Source organism: Cryobacterium breve, assembly GCF_027594785.1.
GTDB classification, from domain to species: domain Bacteria; phylum Actinomycetota; class Actinomycetes; order Actinomycetales; family Microbacteriaceae; genus Cryobacterium; species Cryobacterium breve_A.
On sequence record NZ_CP075584.1, the window covers coordinates 3,513,628 to 3,535,457 of the forward strand.

The 21,830-nt window shown below is 69.7% G+C and carries 16 protein-coding genes and 6 pseudogenes; 17 read left to right on the plus strand and 5 right to left on the minus strand.

The window, feature by feature from the left end; all coding sequences use genetic code 11:
- Window positions 1–65 precede the first annotated feature (65 nt).
- The 4 genes from KIV56_RS17120 to KIV56_RS17135 all read left to right on the plus strand — a co-directional run bounded on the left by KIV56_RS17120 (window position 66) and on the right by KIV56_RS17135 (window position 2,705).
- Window positions 66–401, plus strand: coding sequence for a hypothetical protein (locus tag KIV56_RS17120; protein WP_281534362.1), 336 nt, complete (start codon window positions 66–68; stop codon window positions 399–401).
- Entirely contained in the window at window positions 340–1,002 is a 663-nt protein-coding gene (locus tag KIV56_RS17125; RefSeq protein ID WP_281534363.1) for a hypothetical protein, read from the plus strand. Before KIV56_RS17120 ends, KIV56_RS17125 begins: the two co-directional genes overlap by 62 nt.
- Before the next feature lie 384 nt (window positions 1,003–1,386).
- Window positions 1,387–1,740, plus strand: a complete 354-nt coding sequence (locus tag KIV56_RS17130; RefSeq protein ID WP_281536203.1) for a class F sortase — start codon at window positions 1,387–1,389, stop codon at window positions 1,738–1,740.
- Window positions 1,741–1,811: 71 nt separating this feature from the next.
- The gene (locus KIV56_RS17135; protein ID WP_281534364.1) at window positions 1,812–2,705 is read left to right on the plus strand and encodes an LLM class flavin-dependent oxidoreductase; all 894 of its coding nucleotides are present in this window, start codon (window positions 1,812–1,814) and stop codon (window positions 2,703–2,705) included.
- Between the two features lie 12 nt (window positions 2,706–2,717).
- On the opposite strand, the gene KIV56_RS17140 is transcribed toward KIV56_RS17135, so the two are convergent.
- Window positions 2,718–3,293 (minus strand): TetR family transcriptional regulator, encoded by a 576-nt coding sequence (locus tag KIV56_RS17140; RefSeq protein WP_281534365.1) that lies wholly within the window; start codon window positions 3,291–3,293, stop codon window positions 2,718–2,720.
- A 51-nt stretch (window positions 3,294–3,344) separates the two neighbouring features.
- Here KIV56_RS17140 and KIV56_RS17145 point away from each other — a divergent pair, with 51 nt between their 5' ends.
- The gene (locus tag KIV56_RS17145) at window positions 3,345–4,343 is read left to right on the plus strand and encodes an SDR family NAD(P)-dependent oxidoreductase (protein WP_281534366.1); all 999 of its coding nucleotides are present in this window, start codon (window positions 3,345–3,347) and stop codon (window positions 4,341–4,343) included.
- Between the two features lie 20 nt (window positions 4,344–4,363).
- On the opposite strand, the gene KIV56_RS17150 is transcribed toward KIV56_RS17145, so the two are convergent.
- The 4 genes and pseudogenes from KIV56_RS17150 to nirB form a co-directional block, all read right to left on the minus strand.
- Complete coding sequence (locus KIV56_RS17150) at window positions 4,364–4,537, minus strand: winged helix-turn-helix domain-containing protein (RefSeq protein ID WP_432432570.1); 174 nt, start codon at window positions 4,535–4,537, stop codon at window positions 4,364–4,366.
- Between the two features lie 245 nt (window positions 4,538–4,782).
- Window positions 4,783–5,586, minus strand: a complete 804-nt coding sequence (locus tag KIV56_RS20660) for a uroporphyrinogen-III synthase (RefSeq protein WP_281536205.1) — start codon at window positions 5,584–5,586, stop codon at window positions 4,783–4,785.
- Window positions 5,587–5,640: 54 nt separating this feature from the next.
- Window positions 5,641–6,699: pseudogene (gene cobA, locus KIV56_RS20665) on the minus strand (uroporphyrinogen-III C-methyltransferase); the annotation flags it as partial.
- Window positions 6,700–6,702: 3 nt separating this feature from the next.
- Window positions 6,703–9,368: pseudogene (gene nirB, locus KIV56_RS17165) on the minus strand (nitrite reductase large subunit NirB).
- Window positions 9,369–9,592: 224 nt separating this feature from the next.
- Between nirB and nirD the strand changes: the two are divergent.
- The 12 genes and pseudogenes from nirD to rpsO all read left to right on the plus strand — a co-directional run bounded on the left by nirD (window position 9,593) and on the right by rpsO (window position 21,706).
- Window positions 9,593–9,937, plus strand: coding sequence for a nitrite reductase small subunit NirD (nirD, locus tag KIV56_RS17170; RefSeq protein ID WP_281534367.1), 345 nt, complete (start codon window positions 9,593–9,595; stop codon window positions 9,935–9,937).
- A 79-nt stretch (window positions 9,938–10,016) separates the two neighbouring features.
- A pseudogene (locus KIV56_RS17175) lies at window positions 10,017–11,415 on the plus strand (MFS transporter).
- Window positions 11,416–11,562: 147 nt separating this feature from the next.
- A pseudogene (locus tag KIV56_RS17180) lies at window positions 11,563–13,785 on the plus strand (molybdopterin oxidoreductase family protein).
- Between the two features lie 104 nt (window positions 13,786–13,889).
- On the plus strand, window positions 13,890–15,602 hold the full coding sequence (locus KIV56_RS17185; RefSeq protein WP_348648416.1) for an FAD-dependent oxidoreductase: 1,713 nt from the start codon (window positions 13,890–13,892) through the stop codon (window positions 15,600–15,602).
- Window positions 15,603–16,016: 414 nt separating this feature from the next.
- Window positions 16,017–16,118, plus strand: a pseudogene (locus KIV56_RS17190) (hypothetical protein); the annotation flags it as partial.
- An 88-nt stretch (window positions 16,119–16,206) separates the two neighbouring features.
- Window positions 16,207–16,926, plus strand: a complete 720-nt coding sequence (locus tag KIV56_RS17195) for an AI-2E family transporter (RefSeq protein WP_281534368.1) — start codon at window positions 16,207–16,209, stop codon at window positions 16,924–16,926.
- 205 nt (window positions 16,927–17,131) lie between these two features.
- Window positions 17,132–17,848 (plus strand): annotated as a pseudogene (locus KIV56_RS17200) (class II fructose-bisphosphate aldolase); the annotation flags it as partial.
- A 143-nt stretch (window positions 17,849–17,991) separates the two neighbouring features.
- The gene (locus KIV56_RS17205; RefSeq protein WP_281534369.1) at window positions 17,992–18,885 is read left to right on the plus strand and encodes an HAD-IA family hydrolase; all 894 of its coding nucleotides are present in this window, start codon (window positions 17,992–17,994) and stop codon (window positions 18,883–18,885) included.
- A 225-nt stretch (window positions 18,886–19,110) separates the two neighbouring features.
- Complete coding sequence (locus tag KIV56_RS17210; protein WP_281536206.1) at window positions 19,111–19,530, plus strand: DAK2 domain-containing protein; 420 nt, start codon at window positions 19,111–19,113, stop codon at window positions 19,528–19,530.
- 109 nt (window positions 19,531–19,639) lie between these two features.
- Window positions 19,640–20,635, plus strand: coding sequence for a dihydroxyacetone kinase subunit DhaK (gene dhaK, locus KIV56_RS17215; protein WP_281534370.1), 996 nt, complete (start codon window positions 19,640–19,642; stop codon window positions 20,633–20,635).
- A gap of 27 nt (window positions 20,636–20,662) precedes the next feature.
- Window positions 20,663–21,304 (plus strand): maleylpyruvate isomerase N-terminal domain-containing protein, encoded by a 642-nt coding sequence (locus KIV56_RS17220; RefSeq protein WP_281534371.1) that lies wholly within the window; start codon window positions 20,663–20,665, stop codon window positions 21,302–21,304.
- Between the two features lie 132 nt (window positions 21,305–21,436).
- The gene (rpsO, locus tag KIV56_RS17225; protein ID WP_134449591.1) at window positions 21,437–21,706 is read left to right on the plus strand and encodes a 30S ribosomal protein S15; all 270 of its coding nucleotides are present in this window, start codon (window positions 21,437–21,439) and stop codon (window positions 21,704–21,706) included.
- The last annotated feature ends 124 nt before the right edge of the window (window positions 21,707–21,830 follow it).

Genomic DNA, 21,830 nt, shown 5'->3' on the forward strand with positions numbered 1-21,830 from the left:
GCCATGCTAACCTTGTGGTCTACTGGGGGAGTCCCGTGAATATGTTGATATCGGTCCATGAAACTGTGGACACCCGGGGCCGCTCGTCCGTTCTAGCCCGTACCGCACTGCTGGGTATCACGCTGCTTCTCGCCATCCTGGCGCTGACCTTCGGTCCGCTCGGCGGCAGCGCATTCGCCGCCCCGTCGGTCGCCCAGTGCAACGGCGTGGCCAACACCGGCGGCCTGGAACTCCTCTGCGACGTGACCGTGACCAACACGCTCGACGTCGCGACCGGCGTCGGCAGGCTCCGTCGTGACCCTGCGGGAATGCCATGGAGCGGCGAACACCGCCAACCCCGTGTGCACCACGACGACGACGACGTACGACACGCTCTCGACGTCGGTGGACCAGTGCAATGACGCCGCGAACGGCGGCGGCTCGAATGTGGTGTGCACCGTCCACGTGATCAACCAGATCACCGGCACGGCCACGTCGTCCGGCGTGACCGTCAATCAGTGCGGCGGATCGGGTGCGGGCGGCCCCGCGCCGAGCCTCAACTGCGACCCCTTCCCCGCGACGACGACGGGCGCGACGATCACCCAGTGCAACGGGTCCACCAACGGTGGCGGCGCTCCCAACCGGGTCGAATGCACCGTGGCGCCCTCGACCCAGAGCGCCCAGCTGGCCGTCTCGATCAACCAGTGCAACGGCGCGGCCAATGGCGGCGGCTCCCTCGTCACGTGCACCGTTTCCCTGGTGAACACCATCACAGCGGTGCCCACTCCGACGCCCACCCCGACGGCTGCCGCGGTCACTCCGACGCCCGTCGCGACGAGCGCGGCCAGGAACACGCTCCACGATTCCCGCACAGACGGTATCGCGCTCGCGGGCTCCGCCACATCGGGTCCCGGCTCGAACCCCGGCGTCTGGCTGCCCCTCCAGGCCGGCCTCCTTGTCCTGATCCTCGGCGTGGCTGCATCGTTCGGCTTCATCGCACGTTCCGGCGCCACTCGTCGCTAGGGCGCATCCGAGCCGGCGACCGCCAAAGCTCGACCACACGCCGCCGTTCGGCAGAAGAATGCTGCTCGGCGGCCTCGCTGTGCTCGTGGCGGTGCTTCTGGGTGCCTGGGGCATTCTGCATACAATCACAGCGTCGAGCCCCGTCAACGGTGCGGCCACGATGAGCGCAACGCCCACCGGATCGGCCCGCCCGACGCCGTCCACAGCGCCTTCGCCTCTTCCTCTCCCTCCTTCTGTACCGGTCCCGGACAAGGTCGTTTCCGCATCGGCGCCGCTCCGGCTCCGGGTGCCCGCCATCGGCATCGACGGTGCCGTGTCGGAATACACCCAGACGATGATCGACGCCCGCGGTGGTTTCGACCCGGTCACCCTCCAGACGATTGCCTGGGACACCACGATCTCCGGGGGCTCGCGGGCACCGATGCGGTCAACACGGTCTACCTGTACGGTCATTCCTGGGTCGATCCAGCCGTGTTCAACGGCTTGAAAGACCTTCCGCCCGGGGCCGTCGCCGCCGTCGACACCGCCCGCGGAACGCTCTGCTACGTCGTGCAGAAGACCCTTGAGCTCAACAAGGCAGCGTACAAGTCCAACGATGAACTCACGCGGATCATCCCCAACCGGCTGGTGCTCGTGAGCTGTTACCGACCGGTCGGCTACGATCCTGGTTCGGCGACGGTGCAGAACATCGTGGTCGTCCTCCAGCTGGACCGGCACGCGACGACCGCGGGCTGCTGAGCCGCGCCGTGGCCGGCCAGGCTCACGCGGCGGACGGGACACCGGGAAACCCGCGGTCGTAGAATCGCAGCATGCGCTACGGAATCGTCATCCTCCCCCAGGACCCCTGGTCAGAAGCCTCCCGCAAGTGGCGGGGCGCCGAAGGGCTCGGCTTCGACCACGGCTGGACGTATGACCATCTATCCTGGCGCAGCCTCGCCGACGAACCGTGGCACGCCACGATTCCGACCCTCACGGCTGCCGCGCTCGTGACGCGCGACCTGCGGCTCGGGACCTTCGTCTCGAACCCGAATTTCCGGCATCCGGTGCCCTTCGCCAAGGAACTCGCGACCCTCGACGAGCTCGCGGGCGGACGGTTCCTGCTCGGCGTCGGCTCGGGCGGCACCGGCTTCGACGCCACCGTGCTCGGCCAGCGGGCGTACACCGGCCCGGAGCGGCACGCGCGGTTCACCGAATTCGTCATCCTGCTCGACCTGCTGCTGCGTGGGGAAGCGGAGGGCAGCACGGCAGGCATCGACTTCACCGGCGACTGGTTCACGGCCGTCGGCGCACGCATGGTCGGAGCGCCGACCCAGGCGCCCCGGCTCCCGTTCGTGATCGCGGCGAACGGGCCGAAGGGGCTTCGCCTGGCGGCGACCCACGGCGAGGGCTGGGTGACGACAGGCCCGGACGGCCAGGCCGGTGACGCCTGGTGGGCCGCGGTCGCCACCCTCGCCGGGCGCCTCGACGATGCCGCGATCGCCGTCGGCCGCGAGCCGGCCGCGATCGACAGGTACCTCAACCTCGACAGCGGCGGCAGTTACTCCCTGCAGAGCGTCGGCGCCTTCGACGACGCCGTCGGCCGGGCCGAAGAACTCGGCTTCACCGACGTCATCAGCCATTGGCCGCGCCGCTCCGGCATCTACTCCGGCTCGGAGGACGTGCTCGAGGCCGTCGCCGCCGCCCGGATGCTGCCCCGCGCCTGATCGGGCGGGCGTTCACTCGGAGCTGGTCACGTCCAGAACCGTGCGTACCCGGGTCAGGGCATCGCTCACCCGTTCGCCCAAGGAAGGGCCGTGGTCGTCGGCGAGCCAGGCGTGCAACGAGCGGCGAAAGAGCGCAAAACCGATGGCCGCGAGCACATCGGCCTGGTCGGTCGGGAACCCTCGCTCGACCAGGGTTCTGGTCACCGTCTGTTGCCAGAGCGCTTGTTTGGCGAGTTCGCGCCCCGACAGGGAGATCTGCGAGTCGATGATCTGCTGGCGCCGACGCAACGAGTCCCTGCGCGGCTCGAGGTCTGCCGCGAGCACAAGAAGTGCGTTCCGCATGTGAGCTTCGGCCCCGACGGGACCGGAACCGTCCGCGAGCGACGCGATCAACAGGGGCAGGAGGTCATCGTCGTCACCAAAGAGCACTTCGTCCTTGTCGGCGAAATGGCGGAAGAACGTCCGGGAGGTGACGCCGGCCCTGAGCGCGATGTCGTCGACCGTCGACTTCGCGAATCCCCGCTCATCGAACAGGGTGAGTGCCGCGTCGATCAGGCGACGTCGAGAGTCTTCGGGCCAGCGGGGCATGGCCCGATCCTACCCTTGTGTCAGAGTGTGACATCAGCTATGGTTTCGGCTATGACACAAAGTGACGTCACAAGTCCCACCGTGCTTCTGACCGGTCCGACCAGTGGTATCGGTTCCCGGATGTTCGAGTCGCTCCTTGTCCATCCCCGTCGTCCGAACCTCGTCCTGCTCGCGCGCGACCCGGTGGCCCTGGACCGTGCGCTCGACACGGCCCGTGCCCGGGGCCGGGCCGCCCGCGGTATCCGGGTCGACCTGAGCGATCTGAAGAGCGTGCGCGGCGCGCTCGAGGACCTCACCGCGGAGCAGCGCCGGGGGACAGTGGCCGCCCTGGACGTCGCCCTGCTGAATGCGGGTGCCCAGTTCGTCAGTCGGCGCCGGACCGGGAGCCAGGGTTTCGAGCTGACGTTCACGGTGAATGTGATCGCCCAGCATCTTCTGCTGCGCGGGCTCGAACCGCTCCTTGCGCCCGCCGGCCATGTCGTGCTGATGGGCTCCTCGACTCATCGGGGAAAACGGGCCTCGTTCAACCTCATCCCCGATCCCGTCTGGCAGCATCCCGCTGAGCTGGCCACGGCGGACCAAGCAGCCCACGGCCCGACCCGCTTCGCGGCCGAGCGCGAGCGAGGCGGAGTGGCATACGCGTCGAGCAAGCTCGCCCTGGTCACGCTCGCGCACGACTGGGCGGCCCGCCTCGGTCGAAGCGGACGCAGGCTCAACACCTACGACCCCGGGCTCGTCGCGGGTACCGGCCTCGGCAAGGACATGCCCGGATACATGTACTGGGTCTGGAAGAACCTCATGCCCGCGATGAGCGTGCTTCCCGGGGCATCGACGCCCACCCGTTCCGGCCGTCGTGCCGTCGAGCTGGCGCTCGGCGACGCCCACGGTTCGCTCCACGACGGGTACGTGGAGATCGGCAGGCCGACCGCCGCAGAAGCGGTGACCTTCGCGCCGGAGCGGCGGTCCGCTCTGTGGGAGTGGCTCGAGGAAGCCACCGCGGAATTCCTCCCGCGCCCGACTGCGCGAGCGAGTGAGCTTCAGACCGACTGAGCACCCTGGATACCCGCGGATCAGACATCGATGCGGTAGCCGCGTTTGATCACCGTCGCGACGAGGCCCGGCTCGGGGAGCGCCTGGCGCAGCCGGCTGATCGCGACGTCGACGGCGTGGTCGTCCTGCATCTCGGGCAGCGTCGCGGTGAGGCTCGCCCGGGAGGTGACCGTGCCGCCGGCGGCGAGCAGCACTCGCAACAGCGTCAGTGAGCTCGGCGGCAGAGTGGTTTGGGCGCCGGCGAGGGAGAACAGCCGGCCGCGGAGCCTCGACGGGCCCGAACCGGGTGTCGAGACGCAGCACCCGCTGTTGCTCGAGGTGGTCGCAGACGAGCTTGATCAGCGCGCCCATTCGGAACCGCTCCGGCACGATCGGTGCGAGCCCGGCGGCGAGCAGGGGCCCTGCCGTGACCGGCCCGACCGCCGCGGCGACGACGGTCTCACTGAACGCGTCCTGCAGGCTCCTCGAGACGGCCGATCGAGTCGGCGACGCCGAACAGGGCCATCACGGCCGGGGCGCTTGTGAAGGTGACCGCGTCCACCCCGCCCGCGCAGATCAGGTCGACGAGCCGCAGCACCCGTGCGGAGTCCTCCGGGAGCAGCCAGCGGTATGGCGCAACGGTCAACACCGTCGCGCCGGCGGCGACCAGGCGCTCGAGCTGGGGTTGGTCGGTAAAGCCGTGCAGTTGCACCGCGACCGTCTTCCCGGCGGCGCCGTCCCGCAGCACGTAGTCGACGAGGGACTTGGTGGTCTCCTCGTCGCTCATCCCGTCGTCGTCGAGGCCGGCCGCCCGCACGGCGCCGCGCGCCTTTGGGCCGCGCACGAGGATGCTCGAGTGCTCGAGGGTCTCTGTGAGCTCGTGGCCGACACCCGCGGCATCCGCAGCCTCGAACCAGCGTCGGATTCCGTACGAGGTCGTTGCAAGGAGGATGTCGGGCCGGGCGGAGATGATCGCCAGGGTGTCGCTCGTGATGCGGGCGTCGTCCGCCGCGGCCGCGATGCGGATGGCGGGCGCGTGGACGACCTCGGCGCCGCGGCGTTCAGAAGGCGGCGATGAGGTCCTCGGAGCGCCGATCGCTCGTGACGGCGATGCGGAAGCCCTCGAGCTGGTCTGCGCGGAACCCGGGCTGACTTGCTTCGGCGCTCGTGTCGTTGACGGTGTCTCCGGCTCGTTGGGTGGTGGCAGGTGGCAGGTGGCAGCTGGCAGGTGGCTGGGGGAAGCGGGGCGGATGTCCCCGGTCAGTGCTCGGCGTTCAGTGAGTGCTCGGCGTTGACCGCGATGGCCTGCAACAGGCTCCTCGCTGGCGGCGTCGTCGTGTTGCGATAATCGTACGACTTCGCCGATCACGAGGACGGCGGGGGAGCGGGCCCCGAGCTTCGCGGCGAGCGGGGTGATCGTGTCGAGCCGGGCCTTCGTGGTGCGTTGGCGTGCCGAGAAACCCTGCTCGATGATTGCGACGGGCATATCCGTGCGCATCCCGTGGCGGGCGAGTCCCGCTGCCAGGTGCGGCAGCGTTCCGATGCCCATCAGGACCACGATCGTGCCCCCGAGCCCGGCGAGATGGGCGAGCTCGTTCTCGCTGAGCGGCACGTGTCCGGAGAGCACTGTGAAGACGCGGCTGATATCCCGGTGCGTGACCGGGATGCCCGCAGCGGCCGGCACCGAGATCGCGCTCGTGACCCCGGAGATGACGGTGACCGGCACGCCGGCCTCGCGACAGGCGAGCACTTCCTCGCCGCCGCGCCCGAACACGAACGGGTCACCGCCCTTGAGGCGGACGACGGTGAGGCCGGCGAGGGCACTGTCGACGAGCATCCGCTCGATGTCGGCCTGCGGAGTGGCATGGTGGCCCGGCGTCTTGCCGACGTCGACGTGCTCCGCCCCTGGGCACCACTCGTCGAGCCGGTCGTGCGGGCTGAGCTTGTCGTAGAAAACGATGTCGGCGTCGCGGAGCGCCTGGACACCGGCCATCGTGAGGAGGCCGCCGTCACCGGGGCCGCCGCCGACGAGGGTCACCCGCCCGAGCGGTGCGACGGACGCCGCGGGCTCGCGACTCAGCCAGACGCGCTGTGCGGCACATGCATCGACGATGATGCGCTCGGTGGACTCGGAGACCTCGACGAGCACGACCAGGTCCACCGCCGAGACGAGGTCACGCCAGCCGTGCGGGAAATGCGGGTATTCGACGGGGCGTACCTGCGGGTGCGGCCTCTCGGGCGGATGCCCGTCGACCGTGACAGAGGCGAGGTAGACGATGGCCTCTGCGGCCAGGAACCGGGCGAGCACCCGCCTGGCCGCGAGGGCACCTCCGAAGACGAGGACCCGGCGGCCGGCGAGGTCGAGGCTGATATCCATGGTTCACACTCCCTGTCGCTGTTCGATGACGAGTTCGGTGGCAGAGGCGTCGCGGGGCCGGACCGGGATGCTCGGGCCGGACAGCAGCACCGCCTCGCGCTCTGCCGGGCGCGCCGGGCGGGGTTGGTCGCGTTCGATGACCTGCATGAGAGCGGGGTCTGCGGTTCCGGGGGCGTTGACGAAGGACCGGAACCGGCGCAGGCGCTCCGGATCCTTGAGGGTCGCGGCCCATTCGTCCTCATAGGCGCCGACGTGGACGAGCATCGCGGCCTCGAGTTCCTCCGCGATGCCGAGGGAGTCGTTGCAGACCACGTCGCGCACGTGGTCGAGCCCGCCCTCCAGGTCTTCCTGCCAGCGGGCGGTGCGCTGCAACCGGTCGCCGGTGCGGATGTAGTACATCAGGTACCGGTCGATGTAGCGGATCAGGGTCTCGTCGTCGAGGTCCTGGGCGAGGAGCCTGCGCGTGGGCGGGCTGGAAGCCGCCGTTACCGCCGACATAGAGGTTCCAGCCCTGGTCGGTCGCGATGATGCCGACGTCCTTGCTGCGAGCCTCCGCGCATTCCCGGGCGCAGCCGGAAACCCCGAGCTTGAACTTGTGCGGTGCGCGGAGTCCCCGGTACCGCAGCTCGAGGTTGATCGCCATCGCGACGGAATCCTGCACGCCGAAGCGGCACCACGTGGACCCGACGCAGGCTCTTGACCGTACGGAGGGACTTGCCGTAGGCCTGGCCGGACTCGAACCCGGCCTCGACGAGGATTTTCCAGATGTCGGGAAGCTGTTCGAGACGGGCGCCGAACAGGTCGATGCGCTGGCCGCCGGTGATCTTGGTATAGAGGTTGAAATCGGCGGCGACCTCGGCGATCACCTTGAGCTTGGCCGGCGTGATCTCGCCGCCCGGGATCCGGGGCACGACCGAGTATGTGCCGTCCTTCTGCATGTTGGCGAGGGCGCGGTCGTTGGTGTCCTGCAGGGCGCCGCGACCGCCGTCGAGGATGTAGCCCGAGGTCTGCGTCGCGAGAATCGAGGCGATCACGGGTTTGCAGATGTCGCAACCGAGTCCGCTGCCGAACCGGCCCATGATCTCGTCGAACTCGGTCAACTGCAGGATGCGGACGGATTCGAAGAGTTCGCTCCGGCTGAGCGCGATGTGCTCGCACAGGGCGTGCGAGACGGCGATGCCCGCCTTGGTCAGTTCGGTCTCGAGGATCTTCTTGACGAGGGGAACACAGGAGCCGCACTGGGTACCCGCACGGGTGCAGGCCTTGAGCGGGCCGAGTTCGGTGCAGGCCTCGGTGTGCTCGTCGCCGCGGATGGCGGCGCGCACGGCACCGACGGAGACGTTGTTGCAGGAGCAAAGCTGCACTTCGTCGGGGAGGTCGGTGTTCACCGGCGGCTCGGCACCGGCCGCGGAGAGGTAGGCGCTCGGTTCGGCGCCGAGCTCGCGGCCGAGCAGGGGCCGGAGCGCGGTGTACGGCGAGGCGTCGCCGACGAAGATGCCGCCGAGGAGGGTCTTCGCATCATTCGAGACGACGATCTTCTGGTACAGGCCCCTGGCCGGGTCGGCGTAGACGACCTCGAGGGAGTGCTCGGCGGTGGCGAGGGCGTCGCCGAAGCTCGCGACTTCGACCCCGGAGAGCTTGAGCTTGGTGGCATCGTCGATGCCGGGGAAGACGGCGGCGCCGCCGTGCAGCCGGTCGGCGACGACCTCGGCCATCGCATTCGCCGGGGCGACGAGGCCGACACAGCTGCCATTGACGCTTGCGACCTCCCCGATGGCCCAGATTCCCGGGATCGACGTGCCGCAGGCATCCGTGATCTCGATACCGCCGCGCGGGCCGAGCTCGAGTCCCGCCGCGCGGGCGAGTTCGTCGCGCGGCGTGATGCCGATCGAGAACACGACGAGGTCGGCGTGCAGCTGGGTGCCGTTGGTGAGTGTGACGCCGAGGACGCGGCCGGTCGGGGAGGTGAGCACCTCGGTGGGCCGGTTGCCGAGGGCGAGGGTGATGCCCTGGGCCTGGATCAGCCGGCCGAGCGCCTGCCCTGCTCCCTCGTCGAGCTGGGCGCTCATCAGCCAGCGGCCGGAGTGCACGATCGTGGCAAGCCCGCCGAGGCGCTGCAGGCCGCCCGCGGCCTCGAGGCCGAGAAGGCCGCCGCCGACGACGACGACGTTCGCGGGCCGGCCGAGCCGCTCGCGGAGACGGGCGACCTCTGCGACGAGGAAGTCGACGTCCTCGATGGTGCGATAGACGTGGCCGGCTTCGGCGCCGGGGATGGGCGGCACGGTGGCGGACGATCCCGTCGCGAACACGAGCTCGTCGTAGGAGAGGATCTCGCCATCGGCGAGGGTGACCGTGCGGCCGGCGGGGTCGACGCTGTCCACCCGGCTGCCGCCACGGTAGGTGACGCCGGGGGTCTCCCAGAGGGAGCGGTCGCCGAGGGTGAGGTCCTCGGAGTCGACGAGGCGGCGGGACAGGGCGACCCGGTCGTACGGCAGGTGGTCCTCATCGCCGAGGACGAGGAGTTCGTGGTCATGTCCGGGAGTGGACCTGGCCTGCATGGCCTCGGTGAACCGGTGCGCGGCGGGGCCGCCGCCGATGACGACGACGCGTCGGGGGACGCCGGACGGCCCTGAGTGAGCCTGAGCGGCGTCGAACGTGACGTTGTCCATGGCGGAGCCTTCCGTAGGGGGTGCTGCCAGCCTAAAAGGGCCGCGTTTCCCCTCGGTTGCGCCCATGTAACAAGGTGTGACCGGGACCTCACCGGCCCGCCCGGGGAGGGTGAGGACTTCTTTACGCATTCGACGCGCCCGGCGCGGACCCGCGAAACGTGGCCGATTTAGCGTGAGGGAATCGCCCACCCGGCGGGCATACCTCACAGAAAGCGGGATCACTCGTGAACCACCCCGGCACCTGGATCCGCGTCTGTTCCCTCGACGAACTCGAGCCGCTCTGGGGCGAAGCCGCCCTCGTCGGCGACGAGCAGCTCGCCATCCTGCTGCTTCCGAACGGCGGCCTCTACGCCGTCGACAACCGTGACCCCGTCACCGGGTCGTTCGTGATGAGTCGCGGCATCGTCGGCTCGCGCGGTGACCGGTTCACCATCGCCTCGCCCCTGCACAAGCAGGTCTACGACCTCGAGACCGGCGAATGCTTCACCACCGCCGAGTACTCGCTTCGTACCTACCCGGTCAGGGTCGAGGACGGCGAGGTGCACGTGCACCTCTCCGAAGCCGCGTGACGTTTCCCGTGATCTTTCCCCGATCTTTCCCCGATCTTCCCCTGTCCTTCCCCTGCACACCCCTCCCGAGGAGAACACCATGACTGCAGTCGATACGCCCACAACCGGTCTCCGCACCGGCCCGAGCCTCGTCCACCGCCCCGGCCGATGGATCGACAACTGGAATGCCGAAGACACCGCCCAGTGGAACGACGGCGGCAAGGCCATCGCCTCCCGCAACCTGGAAGTGGTCGATCTTCGCCGAATTCCTCGGTTTCGTGATCTGGCAGCTTTGGAGCATCGTCGTCGTGCAGCTGCCCAAGGCCGGCTTCACCTTCGACACCGGCCAGATCTTCTGGCTCATCTCGATGCCGAGCCTCGTCGGTGCGACGCTCCGCTTCCCGTACACGTTCATGGTGGCCCGCTTCGGCGGCCGCAACTGGACCATCATCTCCGCCGGCCTGCTCCTGATCCCCTCGATCGCCCTCGGCATCTGCGTCGGCAACCCGGCCACCCCGTTCCCAGTGATGCTCTTCGTGGCCGGCCTCGCCGGCCTCGGCGGCGGCAACTTCGCAAGCTCGATGTCCAACATCACCTACTTCTACCCGCAGAGCCAGAAGGGCTGGGCCCTCGGACTCAACGCGGCCGGGGGCAACCTCGGCGCCGCCGTCGCCCAGCTCGTCGTCCCGATCGTGATCACCATCGGTGCCGCCGGAACACTCAACCTCTCGCTCGCCGGCTGGTTCTGGGTGCCGTTCATCCTCGTCGCGATGTGGGGCGCCTGGAAGCGAATGGACAACCTGTCGAGCGCCAAGGCCGACTTCGCCGGTTCGGTCGCCGCACTCCGCGAACCGCACCTCTGGGTCCTCGCCCTGCTCTACATCGGCACCTTCGGCTCCTTCATCGGCTTCGCGAGCGTCTTCCCGAAACTCATCGCCGATCAGTTCCCGGCATACTCGACCTTCCACATCATGGCCGCGTCGATCTCCCTCGCCTTCCTCGGCGCCCTCGTCGGTTCCCTCGCCCGCCCGGCCGGCGGCAAGCTCGCCGACCGCTTCGGCGGAGCCCGCGTCACGATCACGGCCTTCGGCGTGATGGCCCTCGGCGCGCTGCTCGTGATCGCGGTGCTCTCCCTCGGCAACTTCTGGCTGTTCCTTGCGAGCTTCCTGCTCATCTTCGTCGCGACCGGTGTCGGCAACGGCTCGACCTACCGGATGATCCCGAGCGTCTTCGCCGCCCGCAGCGGAGTGCGGGACGCCCACACCAACTCGGGCGACGTGAGTACCCAGCGGAAGACCGCAGCAGCCCTCGGCCTCATCTCCGCGATCGGCGCATACGGCGGATTCATCATTCCGCAGGTTCTCGGCAACTCGAAGATCGCGACCGGCAGCTACACCGGCGCGATCTACGGGTTCATCGGCGCCTACCTCGTGATGATGGCCGTCACCGCGTTCTTCTACCTCCGCCGCGGCTCCTCCGTGGCCGGGCAGCGCATCTAGCCTGGGCCCGCTCGCGACCGCGCCGGTTTCCCGCGGCCGCGCCCGCCCCGGCAGGCGCGGCCACCACAAACCGGCGCGTTCGTCCCGTATCCGAAGCGCGCAGCCGCATCTGCGCCATCACCGACCCCACCAGCAGCAGGAGACCCCGTGACCGCACCCCTCGCATCCGTCGCCCGCCCGGGCGTCGACACGCACTGCCCATACTGTGCGCTGCAGTGCGCGATGACCCTGACACCGACGCATGCCGAGATCGGCATGCAGTCGGGTGATGCCGGTGCGGGCACGGATGCCGCGGCGCGGCCCGGTCTGACCGTCGCCGGGCGGGCGTTTCCCACCAACCGGGGCGGCCTGTGCAAGAAGGGCTGGACCGCCGCTGAACTGCTCACGTCCCCGGAGCGGATCCTGACCCCGATGCTCCGGCAACCGGACGGCGGCTACGCCCCGGCGAGCTGGGCGAAGGCGCTCGACCTCGTGGCCGCCCGGCTCGCCGGGAGCCGGGCACGGCACGGCGCCGACTCGGTCGGGGTGTTCGGCGGCGGCGGGCTCACCAACGAGAAGGCCTACCAGCTCGGCAAGTTCACCCGGGTCGCGCTCGGCTCCTCCCGGATCGACTACAACGGCCGGTTCTGCATGTCCTCGGCCGCGGCAGCAGGCAACCGTGCCTTCGGCCTCGACCGGGGGCTGCCGTTCCCGGTCGAGGACCTCGACGCGGCGGACACCATCCTGATCCTCGGCTCCAACGTCGCCCAGACCATGCCGCCGTTCATCGGCCATCTCGAGGGCGCCCGCAGCGCCGGCGGCCTGATCGTCGTCGACCCGCGTCGCTCGGCGACCGCGCGCCTCACCGAGGACGGCGGCGGCATGCACGTGCAGCCGACGCCCGGCAGCGACCTCATGCTCCTGCTCGGCCTGACCAACATCGTCATCACCGAACGCCTCATCGACACCGACTACCTCGAACGGCGCACGGTCGGCTTCGAGGCCCTCCGCCGCAGCGTCTCCCGGTGGTGGCCCGAACGGGTGCAGCAGCTCACCGGCGTTCCGGTGCCGCAGCTGCGCGAGCTCGCCCGCCGACTCGCGGCCGGAACGGGCACATACATCCTCACCGGCCGCGGCGTCGAGCAGCACATCGACGGCACGGACACCGCGACCGCAGCGATCAACCTTGCTCTCGTGCTCGGCCTCGTCGGCACGAGCCACTCCGGCTACGGAACCCTCACCGGGCAGGGCAACGGCCAGGGTGGCCGCGAGCACGGCCAGAAGTGCGACCAGCTCCCCGGCTACCGCAAGATCACCGACCCGGCCGCCCGCGCCCACGTCGCCGGCGTCTGGGGAGTCACGCCTGAGAGCCTGCCGGGGGCCGGCGTGCCCGCGATCGAGCTGCTCGACTCGCTCGGCGCGCCCGGCGGCATCCGCTGCCTGCTCGTGCACGGCTCGAACGTCGTCGTGTCCGCCCCGGACTCCAACCGGGTGCGCGCCTGCCTCGAGGCCCTCGACTTCCTCGTGGTCTGCGACTTCTTCTACTCCGAGACCGCGCGCTTCGCCGACGTCGTGCTGCCGGTCACCCAGTGGGCCGAAGAGGACGGCACGACGACCTCCCTCGAGGGCAGGGTCATCCGCCGCCGCACCGCGATCGACGCACCGGACGGGGTGCGGAGCGAACTCTGGATCTTCCAGGAACTCGCGCGCCGGCTCGGCTCCGCCGGCACCTTCAGCGCCGACCCGGCCGAGGTGTTCGACGGCTCTGCCGCGCGAGCGCCGGCGGGCTCGCCGACTATTCCGGTCTCAGTTACGGGCTGCTCGACACGGGGGAGGCCGCGTACTGGCCGTACCCGGTCGGATCGACCGGAACCCCGCGGCTCTTCCTCGACCGTTTTGCGCACCCCGACGGCCGCGCGCGCATCGTCGCCGTGCAGGCGAGGGTGACGGATGCGCCGGCCCAGCGCGACGGAACGGTCACCCTCATCACCGGCCGGCTCCTCGAGCACTACCAGTCCGGGGCCCAGACCCGCCGGGTCCCCGAGCCTGCACCAGGCCCAACCGGTGGCGCGGCTCCAGGTGCACCCGGCGACCGCGGCCAGACTCGGTGTCGTCGACGGTGGCGAGGTCGAGGTCGGCAACGCGCAGGGAACCGTGACCTGTGTCGCCGAGGTGACCGGTGACATCCGCCCGGACACCGTGTTCCTGCCGTTTCACTTCCCCGGCGCCCAGCGTGCGAACCTGCTCACCCTCGGTATCACCGACCCCGTCTCTGGCATGCCGGAATTCAAGCGCACGACCGTCCGGGTGCGGGCGTTCGAGGGGACGCCGGGGTTCTGGGCCGCCGGTTCCGTTTCCGTCCCGTCGACTCGAACGGATGCCCATGCCTGAGCCGATCCCCGCGGCCGTTCCCGCTTCCCCGGCGCCGAGCCGGATCGTCCTCGTCGGCTACGGCCCGGTCGGGGCCCGCCTCGTCGAGGAGCCTGCTCCCGGTCGTGCGGGCAGGCCTCGCCACCCTGACCGTCGTCGGAGCGGAGTCTGCCAACGCCTACAACCGGGTGCTCATCGCGGACTACGCCGTCGGCCGCTCCGACCGGGACACCCTCGAGGTGACGGACACCGACGCGGCCAGGGCAGCGGGCGTGGACATCCGCACCGGCGAGATCGTCACCCGGATCAACCGGGTGCAACGCACGGTGACCCTCGGCGACGGCACCGACCTCGGCTACGACCGGCTCGTGCTCGCGACCGGTGCCCGGGCCAACGTCCCGACCCTCGACGGGGTGACCCGGCTGCGCCGCACCCTGATGCGCCCGCCGGCGGATGCCGGTGCACTCGACACCGCCGACGCCGCGCTGCCTCGCGGGGTCACCGCGCTCCGCGACCTCGACGACGCGGCGACCGTGCTCGAAACCATCCGCTCCGGAGGCCGGATCGTCGTGCTCGGCGCCGGGGTGCTCGGCATGGAGTTCGCGCTCGCCGCGGCCAGGGCCGGGAGCGACGTCTGCGTCGTCTACCACTCCGACATTCCGCTGAACCGCAATCTCGACCGCGGCGGTGGAACGGTGCTCGCCCGCAGCGCTCGCAGGGCCGACGTCACCATGGTCAGCCACGCCCGGGCCGAAAGCCTGCTCTTCACCGCCGACGCCGACGGCCACGACCGCTTCGACGCCCTGATCTGCGCCGACGGCAAGCAGATCCCCGGAGACCTGCTCGTTCTCGCCTGCGGCATCGGCGCCCGCACCGAACTCGCCGGCCTCGCCGGCCTCAGCGTGTCGACGGGCATCCTCGTCGACGAGTCCCTGCGGAGCTGGACGGACCCCGCCGTGTTCGCGATCGGCGACTGTGCGCACGTCGCCCCCCGGCCGGCCTCCGGCGCTTCCACGGCCTCGCCTGCCGGAGGGCCCACCGGCCTGATCGGACCCGGCTGGCGCCAGGCCGACTGGCTCGCCGCCCGCTTCGCCGCGGAAATCGCGCACGAGGCTCGCGTCGCAGAGGTCACCGTGACCACTGCCGGCGCCGCTCCCGCTACCGCTTCTTCTGCCAGTGCCGTTCCGGTCTCTTCCGCCACTCCCGTCGTACTCGCTTCCAATGATTTCGGGCCGGCGCTCGCCGCGCAGGCGCACGGCGTCGTCATGCTCAAGGCGGAGGGCATCGACGTCGTCGCTGCCGGCGACACGAGCGCGGACCCCTGGGATCTCGACCCTGCGCGCCCGGACGACGGGCACGGGGCCGCCGAGCTCGTTCACGGCAGGGACTGTGCGGCGGCACCGGTCGCGGCGATGCCGCGCCTGGGCGTGTCGCAGTGGGCGGACCCCGAACACGGCCGCTACGTGAAGATGGTCACGCGCGGCGGCATCCTCACCGGCTTCATCTGCGTCGGGATGCCGCGCACCGGTGCCGAACTCACCCTGCTCTTCGAGCGCGGCAGCGAACTGCCCGCCGACCGTTCGCTGCTGCTGCGTTATGACGGCCCCGACGTGGACCCGGCTGGCGCCGGAGACGCCTTCGACCCCGACGCGACGGTGTGCTGGTGCAACGGCGTCACGGTCGGCGCGATCACGGCGTCCGCGGAGGCCGGCAACACCGACGTCGCCTGCGTCGGCTCGGCCACCCGGGCAGGAACCGGCTGCGGGGGCTGCAAGGGTCGGATCGGCGAGGTCCTCGAGCGTTTCGCCCTGACGAATTCGACGGAGATTTTGGGCTGAAAACCGGAAGACCCGCCTCCCACGTATCGAAAACTCAAAATCTCCGTCGAATCGGTTCGGCCGGGGGACGCGGGTCACGAGACCCGGGGTGTCTTCTCAGGGGTTCGGCAGCATTTTCGCCGGGCGTGCGGCGGGGTGTGCCTAGCATGGGAGGCATGCGAGCGAAGCCGGACCGGAATCCTCAGACCAGCCCCGAGACCGCGGGAACCGGCCCAACTGCCGGCCCCGTCCCCGCCGCCGGAACCCTGTGGCCGCTGCTCTCCGACCGGCTCGGGTGGCTGAGCATCCGCAGCGCCCAGCTGATCCTCGTGATCGTACTGGGGATCGGCGTCGTGTACGCCCTCGTGCAGGCTCAAGCTCGTCGTCATCCCGACCCTGGTCGCACTCATCCTCGCGGCGGCACTCAGCCCGCTCGTGCGCTGGCTGCGCGCCCGTGGGGTGCCGGGGATGCTGGCGACGTGGCTCACCCTGCTCGGCGGGGTGGTCGTCCTCGGGGGAATCGTGACCCTGATCGTGTTCGCCGTGCGCAACCAGTGGTCCGAACTCGTCACCGCGGCCTCCGACGGTCTCGACCAGGCTCCAGGGATACCTGACGACCGGTCCATTGTCGCTCGACGCGGCCCAGTTCGACGCCGCCCGTGCCGCCGTCCTCGGCTTCGTGACGAGCGCCGAGTTCGGCAGCGGTGCGCTCGCCGGGGTGTCCGCCGCTGCCGAGGTGCTGACCGGTGTCGCTCTCGTCGTCGTCATCCTGTTCTTCTTCCTCAAGGACGCGGCAGCCATCTGGGCCTTCCTACTGATGCCGTTCCGCGGCGCCGCCCTCGAACGGGCCCGCCGCATCGGCAAGACCGCACCGACGGTCCTCGGACAGTACGTGCGCGGGACCGCGACCATCGCGCTCTTCGACGGCGTCGTCATCGGCGCGAGCCTGGCCATCCTGCAGGTGCCGCTCGCCCTGCCGCTCGCGGCGATCGTCTTCCTCACCGCGTTCATCCCCTTGATCGGCGCGACGATCGCCGGAATCCTCGCCGCTCTCGTCGCCCTCGTCTTCAACGGCCCGATCGTGGCACTCATCGTCGTGATCATCGTCGTGGTGGTCAACCAGCTCGAAGGCGACCTGCTGAACCCGATCGTGATGGCCGGCGCACTCAAGCTGCACCCCCTCGTGATCCTTGTCGCCCTCACCGCGGGCACCGTGCTCGGCGGCATCGCCGGCGCGGTGCTCGCCGTGCCGCTCGTCGCCGTCGCGTGGTCGATCGTGCGTGTCTGGGACCACCCGGCCGCGGTGCCTCCGAAGCCGGCGCGCCGATTCGCCCGTCGCCCCTGACGAATTCGACGGAGTTTTTGCCCGGAAAGCGCTTAGATCGCGCTCTCACGTGCCCACAACCCGAAAAACTCCGTCGAATTGGTTGGGGGCGGGTCGCCCATTGTCGGCTCCGGGGTTGCAGCCTACGATGTCGGCAACCGGCCGACCGGTGACCCGGTGACACCCGGGTCCGGCCACCGGCCCCACTCCGGCGAGGAGGCCTGGAATGTCGGTGTCTACCCTGAAAGCGGTCGTCGACCGAGCGTTCGCGGAACGCTACGGCGTGCCGGCGATCAACATCGTGAACGACCTGACCATGGAGGCCGTCCTCGCGGGGGCGGTCGAAGCCCGGTCGCCCGTGATCGTGCAGACCTCGGTCAAGACCGTGAAGTCGATCGGGTCACGCGTGCTTTTCAGCATGTGGGAATCGATGACGGCGGGAATCGACGTGCCGGTGGTGCTGCACCTCGATCATTGCCCCGAGCGCGCGGTCATCACCGAATGCCTCGAGCGCGGCTGGAATTCCGTGCTCTTCGATGCCTCCCGGCTCCCGGTCGCGGAAAACCAGCGCCAGACCGTCGAGGTCGTCGCGGAGGCCCGCCGCTTCGGTGCGCACGTCGAGGGCGAGATCGAGTCGATCACCGGGGTCGAGGACGGAATCGGCTCGGACACGGCATCAGCCCGGCAGTCCCTTGAGATCTCGCTGCGCTTCATCGAGGAGACCGGGGTCGACGTCTTCGCACCCTCGATCGGCAACGCGCACGGCGTCTACAGCAGTGAGCCCGTCCTCGACTTCCAGCGCGTGAGCGACCTCGTCACCGCGCACCCGATTCCGATCGCCCTGCACGGCGGGAGCGGCCTGAGCCCCGCGCAGTTCGCCGAACTCATCGCACTCGGCTGCGCCAAGGTGAACATCTCCACGGCGCTCAAGATCGTGTTCATGCAGTCGAGCCTCGCCTTCCTCAAGGACGCGGAGGCGCGCGACAAATGGGACCCCCGTCGCTGTTCGGGCAGGTCCGGTCCGACATCGTCGCGCTCACCCGCGGACTCGCGGAGCAATTCGGCAGCGCAGGGAAGGCGTGACGGATGCCGGCACTCATCTTCGATTGTGACGGCGTCCTCGCCGACACCGAGCGTGACGGCCACCTTCCGGCGTTCAACCAGACCTTCCGCGAATTCGCCGTTCCGGTGCGGTGGAGCGATTCCGACTACGCCGTCAAGGTCAAGATCGGGGGTGGAAAGGAGCGGATGCGGAGCGCGGTGACGCCCGCGGTCGCCGCCGTCATCGGCCTTCCGGATGACCAGGGCGCCCTCGACGAGGCCGTTGCCCGCTGGCACCGCCGGAAGACCGCCATCTACACCGACGCCGTGGCGCGCGGCGCACTGCCCGGTCGCCCCGGCATCAAACGGATCACGGCGGACGCGTACGCGGCAGGCTGGACGCTCGCCGTCGCATCCACATCGGCGGAGGAATCCGTCCGAGCCGTGCTCACCGAGGCGGTCGGGCCAGACCTCGCGGTTCATTTCCAGGTCTTCGCAGGGGACGTCGTCGCTGCCAAGAAACCGGCGCCCGACATCTACCTCCTCGCCCTCCGCGAACTCGGCGTCCCGGCATCCGAGGCACTCGTCATCGAGGACAGCGCCAACGGCCTCCAGGCCGCGCTCGCCGCCGGCCTCCGCACGCTCATCACGGTCAGCGGCTACACGGCCGGCGAGGACTTCACCGGAGCCTCCCTCGTCGTCTCCTCGCTCGGCGACCCCGGCGGTCCCAGCGCGATCACCCTGAAGGACCCGCTGCACCTCGACGTGGGCCGCACCGTCGAACTGACCGATCTCACCGCCCTCCTGGCCGCACCAGGACCGACCGCACCCGCACCCACAAGACCGGAATCCACAAGACCGGAATCCACAAGACCGGAACCCATCAGACCGGACCTCACAAGACCTGAACCCATCAGACCGGAAGCGGAGATGCCATGACCCCCAGCAGTCTCGACGACACCGAATTCGTCGTGCACAGCATCGCCCAGACCGCGGTCGACAACGAACGCGCGTTCGGCGACCTCGACGCCGTCGTCGGCGACGGCGACTTCGGGTTCTCGCTCGCCCGCGGCTTCGAGATCGTCCTCGCCGACTGGCCGGACTTCGACCGCAGGCTCCCCGGCCGACTTCCTGAAGAAGATCGCCCTCGTCATCTCCGGGCGGATCGGCGGAACCTCCGGCCCGCTCTGGGGCACTGCATTCCTTCGCGCCTCCGGGGCCATCGCCGGCAAGGCCGACCTCGACGGCGACGACGTCGTCGCCATGCTCCGCGCCGCGGCAGACGGGATCAAGGCCAGGGGCAAGTCCGATCTCGGCGACAAGACGCTCCTCGACGCCCTCGTTCCGGCCACGGATGCCTTCGAAGCCGAACTCCGCGCCGGAAGGGCCGGAACCGTGGCGCTCGCCCGCGCCGCCGTCGTCGCGCGGGAACAGGCCGACGCGACGAGCTTCCTGCAGGCCCGCCGCGGACGGGCGAGTTACACGGGAGAGCGCAGCATCGGTTCCCCCGACCCGGGCGCCGTCGCCGTCGCCGTGATCCTCGAGCGCCTCAGCCGGGAATGGGCTGCGCGCGACGATCTCTGATCCCGCACGACCTCTGATCCCGCGCGACCTCTGATCCCGTACGACCTCGTGAACCACGTTCCGCACGATCCGCTGCACATTCCGGACCACCCACGAAGGAGATGGACACATGAAGAAATTCGTCAACGACCCGAAGATGTACGTGCCAGACATGCTCAAGGGCATCGCCCTCGCCAACCCGGACACCCTGCGCTACGAGCCGAAGTACAACCTGATCATGCGCGCCGGCGGTCCGAACCCGAACAAGGTGTCGATCATCCAGGGTTCCGGTTCCGGCCACGAACCCGCCCACGTGATGACCGTCGGCCGGGGGATGCTCGACGCGGCCTGCCCGGGCGACGTGTTCGCCGCACCGCCGATGGACTACGTCTACGAGACCACCAAGCTGATGGCCTCTCCCAAGGGTGTGCTGTTGCTTGTGAACAACTACACCGGCGACCGGATGGCCTTCGAAATGGCCCAGGAGATGGCCGCCTCCGACGGCATCAACGTGAAGACCCTGTTCATCGACGACGACGTCGCCGTTCAGGACTCCACCTGGACGGTCGGGCGCCGCGGTGTCGCGGGCAACTTCTTCGTGATGAAGGCCGTGGGCGCGGCCTCCGAGGCCGGCGCTTCCCTCGATGAGCTCGTCCGGATCGGCGAGAAGGTCGACAGTGTCACCCGCACGATGGGCATCGCCCTCACCTCCTGCACCCCGCCCGCGAAGGGGTCCCCGCTCTTCGAACTGGGCGAGGACGAGATCGAGGTGGGCGTCGGCATCCACGGCGAACCCGGCCGCCGGCGCGCCAAGCTCACCACCGCAGACGAGATGACCGACGAGATGCTCGACGCCGTCGTGAACGACCTGCCCTTCGTCGAGGGCGACCGCGTCGCGCTCATGATCAACGGCCTCGGCGGCACCCCGATCAGCGAGCTCTACATCCTCTACGGGCACGCGCATGACGAACTGACCCGCCGCGGCATCACGGTCGGGCGCAGCTACGTGGGGGAGTACTGCACCTCGCTCGACATGGCCGGGGCCTCGCTCACCCTCGTGAGGCTCGACGACGAGATCGAGGCACTTCTCGCGGCGCCCGCCGAGATCGCCGCCCACGTGTTCTAGAGGATGCCGCGCCTCTAGAATCTCCCCATGACCAGCTGGAACGAAAGCAGGAATGCGTACAGGGATGCGGCGGCCTGGTTCCTGGGAACCACCGCGGCGATCACGGACCAGTGGGAGAGGGTCGCGCTCGGGGAATGGACTGTGCGCGACCTCGTCGGCCACACCAGCCGCTCCCTCCTCACCGTGGAGAGCTACCTCGCGGCCGGCCGCGAGGTGTCCGGCGACCCCGGCAACTCGCCTCCCGTCGAGATCGCGAGTGCCGTCGACTACTACGCCGTGATCGGCGTCGGGGCCGGCGATCCCGCTGCGGTCGCGGAGCGCGGCAGGGCGGCCGGGCGCGCCCTCGGGGCCGAGCCCGCGGCATCCGTCGCCGGCATCGTCGGCCGCGTGCTCGCCGAGGTCGACGACGCGAGCGGCGATGAATACGTGCTGACGCCCTTCGGCGGGATGCCGCTGGCCGACTACCTGCCCACTCGCGTGTTCGAACTCGCCGTGCACGGCCTCGACCTGGCCGTGAGCCTCGGAATCCCGCCGACGGTGCCGGAGTCCGCGGTGTCGATCGCGGTACACCTGGTCGGCGACCTCGCCGTGCGCGGCGGCCGGGGCCCGGACCTGCTCCTCGCGGCAACCGGCCGGGGACCGTTGCCGCCCGGGTTCAGTGTGCTGTGACGACCGCGGAGCGTGGAGCGCGCCGCGCATTTCTGCTAAGCTCTCTAGGTTGCCGTCCAACGGCCGCGGAACAAGAGAGCCCAGGCATTCGGCCCACGGGCACCGCGCAGTGAGAGAAAGGGGATCCCATCTATGGCACTCGAAGCTAATGCTAAGAAGGCGATCATCGAAAAGTACGCTACCCACCCAGGCGACACCGGGTCCCCCGAAGTCCAGATTGCCATGCTCACGCAGCGCATTCTCGACCTCACGGAGCACCTGAAAGAGCACAAGCACGACCACCACTCCCGTCGTGGCCTGCTTCTCATGGTTGGTCAGCGTCGCCGTCTGCTCGGCTACCTGTCGGACATCGACATCGCCCGCTACCGCTCGCTCATCGAGCGTCTCGGACTGCGTCGCTAGTCAGGCACGAAACCGGAAGCCGCGTCGATATCGCGAACTTCTGAGGATGAACTTCAACGAAACGGGCCGTCACCTTCGGGTGGCGGCCCGTTTTGTCTGCCTGCGCGCGGTCCTGTGAGCCTCC